The sequence below is a fragment of the Pseudochrobactrum sp. AO18b genome (assembly GCF_000409565.1).
Taxonomy (GTDB): domain Bacteria; phylum Pseudomonadota; class Alphaproteobacteria; order Rhizobiales; family Rhizobiaceae; genus Pseudochrobactrum; species Pseudochrobactrum saccharolyticum.
This window is the reverse complement of the sequence record NZ_ANNO01000297.1, coordinates 1-12,111: the sequence shown is the minus strand read 5'-3', so window position 1 is coordinate 12,111 and position 12,111 is coordinate 1. Positions and strand designations below refer to the sequence as shown.

Annotated in this window: 13 protein-coding genes; 8 read left to right on the top strand and 5 right to left on the bottom strand. The window is 51.7% G+C overall.

Translation table 11 applies throughout. From position 1 onward, the window contains the following. Positions 1-33: 33 nt before the first annotated feature. Positions 34-2,724: an aconitate hydratase AcnA gene (acnA, locus tag A918_RS0112120; protein ID WP_022711328.1), complete on the bottom strand. Its 2,691-nt coding sequence runs from the start codon at positions 2,722-2,724 to the stop codon at positions 34-36. A gap of 346 nt (positions 2,725-3,070) precedes the next feature. Between acnA and ccmA the strand changes: the two genes are divergently transcribed. From ccmA to A918_RS0112095, 5 genes are all read left to right on the top strand, one after another. After that, the gene (gene ccmA, locus A918_RS20315) at positions 3,071-3,730 is read left to right on the top strand and encodes a heme ABC exporter ATP-binding protein CcmA (RefSeq protein ID WP_084664795.1); all 660 of its coding nucleotides are present in this window, start codon (positions 3,071-3,073) and stop codon (positions 3,728-3,730) included. After that, on the top strand, positions 3,727-4,392 hold the full coding sequence (gene ccmB / locus A918_RS0112110) for a heme exporter protein CcmB (RefSeq protein ID WP_022711326.1): 666 nt from the start codon (positions 3,727-3,729) through the stop codon (positions 4,390-4,392). Before ccmA ends, ccmB begins: the two co-directional genes overlap by 4 nt. An 80-nt stretch (positions 4,393-4,472) precedes the next feature. Then, positions 4,473-5,288 carry a heme ABC transporter permease gene (locus A918_RS0112105; RefSeq protein WP_022711325.1) on the top strand — a complete coding sequence of 272 codons (816 nt, stop codon included), beginning with the start codon at positions 4,473-4,475 and terminating at the stop codon, positions 5,286-5,288. Next, a complete protein-coding gene (gene ccmD / locus A918_RS21530) occupies positions 5,285-5,443 on the top strand; it encodes a heme exporter protein CcmD (RefSeq protein WP_022711324.1) in 159 nt (52 codons plus the stop codon). The genes A918_RS0112105 and ccmD overlap by 4 nt, the downstream gene beginning before the upstream one ends. A 2-nt stretch (positions 5,444-5,445) precedes the next feature. Further along, positions 5,446-6,063 carry a DsbE family thiol:disulfide interchange protein gene (locus A918_RS0112095; RefSeq protein ID WP_022711323.1) on the top strand — a complete coding sequence of 206 codons (618 nt, stop codon included), beginning with the start codon at positions 5,446-5,448 and terminating at the stop codon, positions 6,061-6,063. Positions 6,064-6,113: 50 nt separating this feature from the next. Here A918_RS0112095 and A918_RS0112090 read toward each other — a convergent pair whose 3' ends face one another. Next, positions 6,114-6,467 (bottom strand): MerR family transcriptional regulator, encoded by a 354-nt coding sequence (locus tag A918_RS0112090; protein ID WP_022711322.1) that lies wholly within the window; start codon positions 6,465-6,467, stop codon positions 6,114-6,116. A 78-nt stretch (positions 6,468-6,545) separates the two neighbouring features. Here A918_RS0112090 and A918_RS0112085 point away from each other — a divergent pair, with 78 nt between their 5' ends. Then, positions 6,546-7,361: an aminotransferase class IV family protein gene (locus A918_RS0112085; protein WP_022711321.1), complete on the top strand. Its 816-nt coding sequence runs from the start codon at positions 6,546-6,548 to the stop codon at positions 7,359-7,361. Between the two features lie 44 nt (positions 7,362-7,405). Here A918_RS0112085 and ilvD read toward each other — a convergent pair whose 3' ends face one another. The 3 genes from ilvD to A918_RS0112070 form a co-directional block, all read right to left on the bottom strand. Beyond that, on the bottom strand, positions 7,406-9,250 hold the full coding sequence (gene ilvD / locus A918_RS0112080; RefSeq protein ID WP_022711320.1) for a dihydroxy-acid dehydratase: 1,845 nt from the start codon (positions 9,248-9,250) through the stop codon (positions 7,406-7,408). Between the two features lie 233 nt (positions 9,251-9,483). Next, positions 9,484-9,720, bottom strand: a complete 237-nt coding sequence (locus tag A918_RS0112075) for an Lrp/AsnC ligand binding domain-containing protein (protein WP_022711319.1) — start codon at positions 9,718-9,720, stop codon at positions 9,484-9,486. Positions 9,721-9,843: 123 nt separating this feature from the next. Then, on the bottom strand, positions 9,844-10,233 hold the full coding sequence (locus A918_RS0112070) for an MliC family protein (protein WP_022711318.1): 390 nt from the start codon (positions 10,231-10,233) through the stop codon (positions 9,844-9,846). Positions 10,234-10,446: 213 nt separating this feature from the next. On the opposite strand from A918_RS0112070, the gene A918_RS0112065 reads away from it, so the two are divergent. Together A918_RS0112065 and A918_RS0112060 are read left to right on the top strand one after the other, a co-directional pair. Then, a complete protein-coding gene (locus A918_RS0112065; RefSeq protein WP_198013297.1) occupies positions 10,447-10,863 on the top strand; it encodes a hypothetical protein in 417 nt (138 codons plus the stop codon). A gap of 170 nt (positions 10,864-11,033) precedes the next feature. After that, positions 11,034-12,053, top strand: coding sequence for a sulfate ABC transporter substrate-binding protein (locus A918_RS0112060; RefSeq protein WP_075654731.1), 1,020 nt, complete (start codon positions 11,034-11,036; stop codon positions 12,051-12,053). Positions 12,054-12,111 lie beyond the last annotated feature (58 nt).

Genomic DNA, 12,111 nt, shown 5'->3' with positions numbered 1-12,111 from the left:
GCGGTGTTTTTATTCATATTAAGCGCTTAGCTATCAGGCTTTGGCCAGATCACGCAGAACGGTCTGCAGAATGCCGCCGTTCTTCATGTAGTCCAGCTCATCCAGCGTATCGATACGGCAGATCAGAGGTACCTGCTTCACTGAACCGTCGGCGAAAGTGATGGTTGCATTGGTCTTCTGGCGTGGACGAATATCTGCCAGACCTTCAATGGTAACCACTTCGTCGCCCTTCAGGCCGAGGGACTGCCAGCTTGTGCCTTCTTCAAACACAAATGGTACAATGCCCATGCCCACGAGGTTGGAACGGTGAATACGCTCGAAAGACTGTGAGATCACAGCTTTAACGCCGAGCAGGTTGGTACCCTTAGCAGCCCAGTCACGGGACGAGCCGTTACCATATTCAACACCGGCAAACACAACCAGCGGAACGCCCTCTGCCTTATACTGCATTGCTGCATCATAGATCGAGGTTTCTTCCTTGCTTGGGTAGTGAATGGTGTAACCGCCTTCGCGACCATTTTCACCGAGCATGTGGTTGCGGATACGGATATTCGCAAAAGTACCGCGCATCATGACTTCGTGGTTACCACGACGTGTACCGTACTGGTTGAAGTCTGCAACCGCAACGCCGTTATCGAGCAGATATTTACCGGCAGGGGACTGAGCCTTGATCGAACCGGCTGGCGAAATGTGGTCAGTGGTGATCTTGTCGCCGAACAGGCCGAGCACGCGTGCGCCCTTGATGTCGGAGATTTCACCGGCTGATTTGCCCATGCCTACGAAATATGGCGGGTTCTGCACATAGGTCGAGTTATCGTCCCATGCATAGGTCTGGCCGGCTGGTACCTGAACGGCCTGCCAGTTTTCGTCGCCCTTGAACACGTCGGCATATTTTTCCGAGAAGATCTTACGCGTTACGTTCTTGGCAATGAATTCCTGAATTTCAGCCGATGAAGGCCAGATATCACGCAGGAATACAGGGTTGCCGTCTTTGTCTTCACCGATTGGTTCTTTGGTCAGATCTTTGGTGACAGTACCGGCCAGAGCGTGGGCAACAACCAGTGGCGGGGATGCCAAATAGTTGGCCTGAACGTCAGGCGATACGCGGCCTTCAAAGTTACGGTTACCGGAGAGAACAGCAGCGCCGATCAGGCCTTTTTCATTGATGGTCTTGGAGATCGGAGCAGGCAGCGGACCGGAGTTACCGATACAGGTGGTGCAACCGAAGCCAACCAGGTTGAAGCCCAGTGCGTCGAGATCTTTCTGCAGACCTGCATTTTCCAGATAGGCAGCAACAACTTGGCTACCAGGTGCCAGTGATGTTTTAACCCAAGGCTTGGTTTTCAGGCCTTTGGCAACAGCATTACGGGCAAGAAGACCTGCAGCAATCAGCACGCTCGGGTTCGAGGTGTTAGTGCAGGAAGTGATCGCAGCGATCACAACATCGCCGTGGCCGAGATCGAAATCTTCGCCTTCAACAGCGTAGCGTGCAGTCTGACCGGTTGTCTTCTTATATTCGTTTTCCAGAGAGGTCGCGAAACCGGAAGCAATGCCTTCCAGAGCAATACGGCCTTCAGGACGCTTCGGACCAGCCATGGATGGAACAACGTCACCCATATCCAGCTCAAGAATGTCTGTGAAGACAGGATCTGTGCTGTCAGCTTCACGCCACATGCCCTGTGCACGGGAATAGGCTTCAACCAGTTTGAGACGATGTTCGTCACGGCCGGTTGTGTTCATGTAGTTGAGGGTTTCTTTGTCTACAGGGAAGAAACCACAGGTCGCACCATATTCAGGGCCCATATTGGCAATGGTTGCGCGGTCTGCAAGGGTCATATTGTCGAGACCCGGACCGAAGAACTCAACGAATTTACCGACAACGCCTTTTTTACGCAGCATCTGGGTAACGGTGAGCACGAGGTCAGTCGCGGTGACGCCTTCTTTGACTTTACCGGTCAGTTTGAAGCCGATAACTTCCGGCAGCAGCATGGAAACCGGTTGGCCGAGCATCGAAGCTTCCGCTTCAATACCACCAACACCCCAGCCAAGAACGCCAAGGCCGTTGACCATGGTTGTGTGGCTGTCTGTACCAACGCAGGTGTCAGGATAAGCAACGGTTTCACCGTTTTCTTCTTTGGTCCATACGGCCTGCGCCAGATATTCCAGATTAACCTGATGGCAGATACCTGTGCCCGGAGGAACAACGCGGAAGTTCTGGAATGCCTGCTGGCCCCATTTCAGGAAGCGGTAACGCTCGGCATTGCGTTGATATTCGAGATCAACGTTGTTTTTGAACGCCTGCGGATTACCGAATTCGTCAACGATCACCGAGTGATCGATCACGAGGTCAACCGGTACCAGCGGATTGATTTTTTCTGCATCGCCGCCGAGTGCCACCATGGCATCGCGCATCGCAGCAAGGTCAACAACGGCAGGAACGCCGGTAAAGTCCTGCATCAGCACGCGGGCAGGGCGATAGGCGATTTCTGCACCGGCAGAACCGCGATCAACGAGCCATTTGGCGATATTCTCGATATCCGCTTTCTTGACGCTGCGGTCATCTTCGAAGCGCAGAAGGTTTTCAAGCAGAACCTTCATGGAGAATGGGAGTTTGGATACGCCTTCAAGACCGTTTTTTTCAGCTTCGGTCAGGCTGTAATAAACATAGTCTTTGCCGTCGACGGTAAGCGTCTTACGGCATTTGAAACTATCGATGTGAGACACGATGTTCGTCCTTCATGCTTACTGGCCGGAAAACCAGGACGAACGCCTCTGCTGCGTTTCAAGGACGCGCTTAGGTGCGGGTGCAGTCATTTCCGCTGTCCGTCCCGAGGCCTGTGCTTAACAAGGAACTTGTTTAACAAACATCAGGCTTTAGAGATCGGCCAAAAATGGTTTCCACGCCGACCGCTGGCATGGTAGCTGCTATATAGTCAGTTTTTTAAAACTGTTCCAGACTCTTAAAGCGTAAAATTATGCTGTTGCGGCGAAATGTTGCGGCTTGTTTTGTCTGGGTTCCTGATAGGGGAAACCGGACAATTTGATGAATATACGTGGTATCGGAGGCCATATGCGGCTTGTTGCGGAAAATCTGAGCGGAGAACGGGGCGATAACCTCCTGTTCAACTCTCTGTGCGCAAGCCTGAATGATGGTCAGGCTTTGATTATCACAGGGCCGAATGGCGCAGGAAAATCAACACTGCTGCGAATCATTGCCGGCCTTTTACCCGCTTCTGATGGTACGGTCTGGCTGGAAATAGATGGGGCGCAGGAGCCGGTGATGGCACACAGCCATTATCTCAGTACCCTCAATGCAATGAAACCGGCGCTGAGTGTTTATGAAAATCTGAAATTCTGGCAGGATTTTCACGGAAGCCCCCTGCATGATATTGATGAGGCGCTGGAAATTGTCGGCCTCTATAATATTGATCATCTGCCTTACGGCTATCTCTCCACAGGGCAGAAACGCCGTGTGACCATTGCCACGTTGCTCTGCTCGCACCGGCCATTATGGCTGCTGGATGAGCCGACCTCGGGTCTGGACACCCATGCGCAAGCGATGTTTGCCGGTGTGATGCGTGAGCATTTAAAAAAGGGCGGCATGATTGTTGCTGTCACGCATATTGCGCTCGGTCTGGAACATGCGGGTTCTGATGCAGTGCAGCATTTGCGGCTTGAAGATTACCAACTTGACGATCACAGTGCTGAAACGCAGGGCTGGCTGTCATGAAGGCTTTGTTCTGGCGTGATCTGCGTATTGCCATCCGCGCAGGCGGCGGTGCTTTAACCGGCATCCTGTTTTATCTGGCTGTTGCCGCCGTCGTGCCTTTTGCTGTCGGGCCTGACCTTAAATTGCTGGCGCGTATTGGTCCTGCAATGTTGTGGCTCGGTGCACTTCTGGCGGTGCTGCTCGGTCTTGACCGGTTGTTTCAGGCAGATCGTGAAGACGGCTCGCTGGATGTGATGATCATGGCACGGGAGCGTCATTTTCTGACATTGACGGTGATTGTGAAATGTCTGGCGCATTGGGTAGCAACGGTTTTGCCACTGGTGATTGCCGCGCCGTTTCTCGGGCTGATTATGAATATGGAGCCACTGGCAATCGGTGCAACAGCGCTCACATTGCTGATCGGCACACCGGCGGTGATCTTTATCGGCGCATTGGGCGCGGCGCTGGCCGTTTCCATGCCGCGTGGCGGGTTGCTGGTCTCGGTGATGATCCTGCCTTTGACCATTCCGGTGCTGATTTTCGGTGTCTCGGCATCCTATGGTGCGGTGACCGAAAATGCAGCTTTTCTCTCACCTTTACTGATGCTGTCGGCGAATACACTGATTGCTGCTATTATCGGGCCATTAGCCGCAGCTTTCGCATTGAAAATTTCGACAGATTAAACCCATATTCTGAAATGAGCATTGTCTCTTGTGAGGCCGCTCTAAGGATAGCTTAAGCTTACAAATATATCCGGGTATCTATGACTGAACGATCAACTGATAAAGCCTTATCCAAAGATGCACCGCGCCGCTTTCAGGCGTTGCTTGATCTGGCTAATCCGACACGTTTTCTGAGCCTGAGCAGTGCAATCCTGCCATGGCTGTCGGCGCTGACTGTGCTGTTATTGCTTGCGGGTCTTTATATGGTGTGGTTTGCGCCGGAAGACTATCAGCAGGGGCTGACTGTGAAGATCATGTTCATCCATGTGCCTTTCGCGTGGCTGTCGATGATGTGCTACACGGTGATGACCATTGCAGCACTCGGCACATTGGTCTGGCGGCATCCGCTGGCCGATGTCTCGGCCAAAGCTGCTGCGCCGCTGGGTGCAATGTTTACCGCATTGGCGCTGGTTACCGGATCGCTATGGGGCAAGCCGATGTGGGGCACATGGTGGGTTTGGGATGCACGCCTGACCTCGGTTTTCATTCTGTTTCTGATGTATCTCGGCATCATCGCGCTGACCCGCGCCATGGACGATCAGGCAAAAGCTGCGCGTGCTGCCGCTGTCCTGACACTGGTTGGTTTTATCAATATTCCGATCATCAAATTCTCGGTCGACTGGTGGAACACATTGCATCAACCTGCTTCCGTTCTGCGTATGGAAGGGCCAGCCATGCCGCCAAGCATGCTTTATCCGCTGCTGGTAATGGCACTGGCGATGACCATGCTGTTTTTCACGCTGCATCTGATGGCAATGCGTAACGAGATTTTCAGCCGCCGTATTGCGGCAATGCGCAAGATCGCAGCCCGCAATGCCGAGCGCGAAAACCGCAAACCGGCAGGAGAAGCGGCATGACACATCTGAGCTATGTTCTTATTTCCTATGGTGTTTCTGCCGCAGTGATTGTGGCGATTGTTGCATGGATATTGCTGACCCAGACACGTTTGCGGGCAGAGCTTGCACGACTTGAGAAACAGGGCATTCGCCGCCGCTCGCAAAAGGCTGATTGATAATGACTGATCCGGTGAAGACATCTGGCGGAACGGATGCTCCGCAGAATAAAAAACGCGTTGTGGTGGCGCTTCTGCCGCTGCTTATTTTTGCAGCGCTTGCCGGTATTTTTACATGGCAGTTGCTGAGCGGAAAAAATATGCAGGAAATTCCCTCAGCTTTGATCGGGCGCGATGCACCGCTGACCGATCTGCCGCCGCTGGAAGGATTACGGCTGGCTGACGGAACGCTGGTGCCGGGCTTGAAAGGCGCTGATCTGAAGGGGCAGGTGACGCTGGTCAATATCTGGGCATCGTGGTGTGTGCCGTGTCGTGATGAGCATCCGCAGATTATGAAGCTGGGGCAGGATAAGCGCATTAAAGTGGTGGGTCTGAACTATAAAGACGCGCCGGAAAATGCACTGGCCTTTCTGAACAGCCTCGGCAATCCTTACAATGTCGTCGGCACAGACCGCTCCGGCCGCGCCGGTATTGAATGGGGCGTTTACGGCGTGCCGGAAACCTTCATCGTCAACCGCGAAGGCAAGATTGTTTATAAATTCGTCGGGCCTTTGAGCACAGAAAGTCTGATCAAACAATTCATGCCGGAGGTTGAGAAAGCTTTATCAGATAAGAGTTGATGTCTGAAGAATGTGATTATACTGCACTTGCCACGGTGCAGTTGTAAATTTTAGTTGCTGTCGATTTCCTGTAAAAAGCTCTCCAGCATGTTCTTGCTTTTGGTTAGTTTGGCCGTCTTTTGGTCGACCAGCTGAATCTGTTCATGCAGGGTCTTTCGCAGTTCATCGCAAGGCTCAAATACGGGTTTTTCTCCTCTTATACATGGAAGAAATTGCCGGATAGTCGTTAGTGTCATGCCGGCAGCGCCAAGCAGTTTGATCCGCTTCACAGTACGAACCGCATTACTATCATAATCCCGATAACCACTTGTTGAGCGCTGAGGTGTCAGCAGCCCTTCAGCTTCATAATATCGAAGCATGCGTATGGTGACATTTGTCCGCTTTGATAGTTCTCCGATTTTCATTGAATGCCCTTGACTCTGACAGTGCTGTCAGACTGTAAAGCATTTGCTCCTTCATTGAAATCATTCAGGAGCAATAGAATGTCATCAGGAACTGAACAATTTCAGGCTCAGATTAATGGCCTTGCTGCAACAAAAGAAGAGCTCATTCCACTGGCTTTTTCCGGGTTTGCGCATTTTACTGCTATGCAGGTGCGCAACCGCAAAGTGAAGGGGTTGGATCTTCATCTGGCTCGCTTGCAAGCTGCATCGGCTGCTTTTTATGGCAGAGCATTATCTGATGAAGTGCTGAAATCTTATATCAAAACTGCAATCAATGCCGGACCGGAGGATCAGTCGCTTATGGTGACGGTGTTTTCCCGTCATGGTGAATTTACGGCGCAGAGTATGGACGTAGAGCCTGCTGTGCTGGTGCGTACAGCATTGCCATCTGATGGTCCGCAAGGGCCTTTACGATTAAGTGCGGTTACTCACGAAAGACCTCTTGCAAATATAAAACATGTGGGGGAGGCCGGTAAAACCTTCTATTTACATGAGGCTATCAGGCAAGGGTTTGACGATGCGGTATTTGTCGATAGGCAGGGTCGGCTGAGTGAGGCAACAATCTGGAATATTGTTTTTTGGGATGGTGAAACGGTTATTTGGCCAATAGCTGAAATGCTGACGGGGACAATGATGGGCATTGTCCGGCGACAATTGGAACGCCTTGGGGTTCCTCAACGCCATGAAGAAATAACCATTGCGCGGCTTTCTGAGATAAAAGGAGCGGCGGTTATGAATTCATGGACACCGGCAATACCGGTAAAAGCTATTGTATCAACCCTTATTCCCGAAGCGAAATCATTTATAAATTTGCTTCATAAAGCTTATGAAGCCGAGCCAGCTTATTCGCTTTAATGTTGAAAAGGCCCCATGGAGGAGCCTTTTCAGTATGGTTTGAATTACTCAGGTACGTGTCTCACCGCACCTTTAGCCGCGCTGGTGGCCATGGCTGCATAGGCGCGTAGTGCTGTGGTGACTTTGCGCTTGCGCACTTCTGTCGGCTTCCATGCGGCAATGCCTTTGGCTTCCATCTCTGCACTGCGCTTTGCCAGAACAGCATCATCAACAGCCAGATGAATTTTGCGGTTAGGAATGTCGATCTCGATCAGATCGCCTTCTTCAACCAGACCGATCAGGCCGCCTTCAGCTGCTTCCGGTGAAACGTGACCGATGGAGAGGCCGGAAGAACCGCCGGAGAAACGGCCGTCAGTGATCAGCGCGCAAGCCTTGCCCAGACCTTTCGACTTCAGATAGCTGGTCGGATAGAGCATTTCCTGCATACCCGGACCGCCGCGCGGGCCTTCATAGCGGATCAGAACAATATCGCCTTCTTTGATCTTGCCGTTGAGAATGCCGAGAACCGCGCTGTCCTGACTTTCAAAAATACGCGCAGGGCCGGAGAAGGTCAGGATGCTGTCATCCACACCGGCAGTTTTAACGATACAACCGTCTTCCGCCAGATTGCCGTAGAGCACAGCCAGACCACCGTCCTGTGAGAAGGCATGTTCTTTGGTGCGGATAACGCCGTTTTCACGGTCGCTGTCGGTGTTGTCGAAATAACGGTTCTGGCTGAATGCAGCCTGTGTCGGAACACCACCCGGAGCTGCACGGAAGAACTCATGCACGCTTTCATCGGAAGAACGCTTGATATCCCATTTTTCCAGCGCATTTTTCAATGTGCCGGAATGCACTGAGCCGACATCGGTGTTGAGCAGGCCCGCGCGGTCAAGCTCACCGAGAATACCCATAATACCACCGGCGCGATGCACGTCTTCCATATGCACATCCGGCACGGCAGGTGCAACTTTACACAGCACCGGCACTTTGCGTGACAGGCGGTCAATATCGGACATGGTGAAATCCATTTCCGCTTCATGTGCTGCCGCCAGCAAATGCAGCACGGTATTGGTGGAGCCGCCCATGGCGATATCCAGTGTCATGGCATTTTCAAAAGCTGCAAAGCTGGCAACTGCGCGTGGCAGCACGCTTTCATCATTGCCTTCATAATAGCGCTTGCAGAGGTCAACAACCAGACGGCCGGCTTCAAGAAACAGTTCTTTACGTGCCGCATGGGTGGCAAGGGTCGAACCGTTACCCGGCAGCGACAGACCAAGCGCTTCGGTCAGGCAGTTCATGGAGTTGGCAGTGAACATACCGGAGCAGGAGCCGCAGGTCGGGCAGGCGGAACGCTCAATCGCGTCAACTTCTTCGTCAGTATATTTGTCGTCAGCGGCTGCAACCATGGCATCAACCAGATCGAGCTTCTTGACCTTGTCATTCCAGACAACTTTACCGGCTTCCATCGGGCCGCCGGAAACAAATACAACCGGAATATTGAGGCGCAATGCGGCCATCAGCATACCCGGTGTGATCTTGTCACAGTTGGAAATACACACCATCGCATCGGCGCAATGGGCATTGACCATATATTCAACCGAGTCGGCGATGATTTCGCGTGATGGCAGCGAATAGAGCATGCCGTCATGACCCATGGCGATACCGTCATCAACGGCAATGGTGTTGAACTCCTTGGCAACGCCGCCTGCTTTTTCGATTTCGCGGGCGACCATCTGGCCGAGATCTTTCAGATGCACGTGACCCGGCACAAACTGGGTAAAGGAGTTGACCACAGCGATAATCGGCTTGCCAAAATCACCGTCTTTCATGCCTGTGGCGCGCCAGAGGCCGCGCGCACCCGCCATATTGCGGCCGTGGGTGGAAGTTCTTGAGCGATAGGCTGGCATGATCTTATTCCCTTATGCATTAACAGCGCTGCGAAACTCCTGTTTGCAGAAGTTGCAGAAATGCAGTGTTATCTTTTCAGATATGTCTTACAGTACCCGAGCGTACGGTGCAAAGTACAAATTGCCTCACATGCAAAATTCTTCGCGTGCAGCAGCGCAAAATAAAAAAGCATCGCCCGTTTGAGACGGGCAATGCTTCATCGTCGATATTACCGGCGTTTCTGTGACTGAACTCAGAATGCTTTGAAAGTCAGCGTTGTCAGCGAGCGGATGATATGCGGGATATCATGAACATTATCATTGATAAATTTGCCGATATCATCACCTTCCTGAATGTAGATCTTTGCGAGAAGATCATATTCGCCGCTGGTGGAATAAAGTTCCGAGGCGATTTCACGCTCATAGAGCGTCTTGGCAACATCATAGGTTGTGCCGGGTTTGCACTGGATTTGCAGGAATACTGGTTTCATCTCACATCTTTCCTGTAAGAGAACGGATCATATAAAATTCAAAGCAGGTCAGAAAGACTGCTGTCTGACGGCACAAATAGCAGTCTGTGTGCTTTAAGGGTAGCGAAAAATCCTGCCTCAATTTTACTGTGCAGCTTTATCCTTGTTTACACAATTGCTGAACAATGTCTGCTCTTTGGCGCTGTCATCGGCTTCAAGAAACGACAGAATGCCTTCATCGCCTTTTGTATGCCAGCGATAGCTGTCCTGTTCATCAAGAGCGATATAACGTGCGCCTGAAGCCGCTGGCCAGATACGCATCGGCACCAGCTTACCTTCCGTGTAAAGAACAGCTGCTGATTCATCATTTTTCAGACCGTTGATATAGACAACATCCAGCTCAACATTCCGCTCGCATATATAGGTCACTTTGGTAAGCGCCTGCATCTCGTCAGCTTCCTGCGCGGCAACACTGCCTGCAAAACCGCAAAGTAAAAGACCGGCAGAGAGTGATGGGATGATTGCTTTCAGCATCAGTTTATCCTTTTCGTTTACAGCACTTACAGAGAAGGCAGGGAACCTGCGGGCAGAAAAACAGGTCTGTTTGCGGAATTTAAAATAAGATTCTTATTTTGATCGTCCAATAAAAACCGTATCTGGCATTAATATGATTATTTGTCAGATATTTAAAAGCAGAGACAGCATAGTTCAGCAGAAAAGGCATTATAGCGCGTGATACAGGCTGGTTTGACATTTCGCAAAATATTCACCCCTGCGGGCATGCGCATCAGTGCGTTTGCTGCCCTCGCTGTGCTCACCGGTTGTGCCGGTGTGAATTATGTACAAGCCAAATATCAGGGGCTGCCTTCGGTTGAATTCGTCGGCAAAAGCGGTGTTAATTATCGTATTGTCGATAACCAGACCGAAAGTCGCCTGCTGATCGGGCCGGGGCTGGCAGGTACAGCCACGCAGAATTTTGTCAAAGGTTTCTCCACCGGAACAGGGCTTGGTGTCACGCCGCCGGTTGTATTCCGCGATGTGGCGGAAGAATATCTGAAATCCACCGGAAAACGCTGTGAAACCCGTGATGTGACACTGGTTGTCGATCCTTATTATGAGGTGCGCTATAAGTGCAGTCTGCGCAGTCCCCGTATGGTTTTTTGATGCGGGACGCTGAACTGTCTTTGGCAAAGGCGAATTTTTATTTTACAATGCGCTCATCTGAGGAAGATTATTTCCGTGGGAGCGGAGTATTGAGGTTCCTGTAGCATCCTTCTCCGTTCCGGCTCTGTTAGTTTGTTTTTGAACATGAAACGGAGGCCTTGATGATACTGATGCGAAATACTTTTTCCGCCTTTGCTGCGCTGATCGCTGTATCTGCGGTGTCCATCCCTGTGCAGGCACCCGCTGCCCAGACCCTGCTGAATGTTTCTTACGATCCGACGCGGGAATTATATAAAGAATTTAACGATGCCTTTGCCAAATACTGGCAGGCCGAAACCGGTGAGACGATAACCCTGCGAACATCGCATGGCGGCTCCGGTGCGCAGGCACGCTCTGTTATTGACGGTATCCCCGCAGATGTTGTGACGCTTGCTTTGCAAAGCGATATTGATGCCATTGTCGAGAAAAGCGGCAAGATCAATGCGGACTGGCGGCAGAAATTTCCGAATAATTCCGCGCCTTACACTTCAACCATCGTCTTCCTGACCCGTAAGGGCAATCCAAAGGGCATTAAAGACTGGGGCGATCTGATTAAGGACGGGGTGGAGGTGATTACACCTAACCCGAAAACCTCCGGCGGTGCCCGCTGGAATTATCTGGCCGCATGGGCATGGGCGCATAGCGAATATGGCGGCGATGAAGCCAAGGTCAAAGCCTATATGACAGAACTGTTTCGCCATGTGCCGGTGCTGGATACCGGTGCGCGCGGCTCGACCACCAGTTTTGTACAACGCCAGTTAGGTGATGTGCTGCTGGCATGGGAAAACGAAGCCTATCTGTCAGTTGCGGAATTCGGAGCGGATTCTTTTGACATTGTCGTGCCGCCGCAATCCATTCTCGCCGAGCCGCCGGTTGCTGTGGTGGACAAAAATGTCGATGCCAAAGGTACACGCAAACAGGCGGAAGCCTTCCTGACCTATCTCTATTCCGAAGAGGGGCAGAAGATTGCAGCCAAACATTTCTACCGGCCGTCAAAGCCTGAATTAGTGCCGGAGGCCGACCGTAAATGGCTGACGGATGTCAAGCTCATCACGATTGATGACCCGTTATTCGGTGGCTGGGTTAAGGCGCAGCCTGCCCATTTCGGGGATGGCGGCACATTCGATCAGATTTATAAACCGGTCAAATAAGTTCCGTCTTTCATGGTGTTACCTATGGCAGAACTCACAACAAAAACGGGCGGCGGGA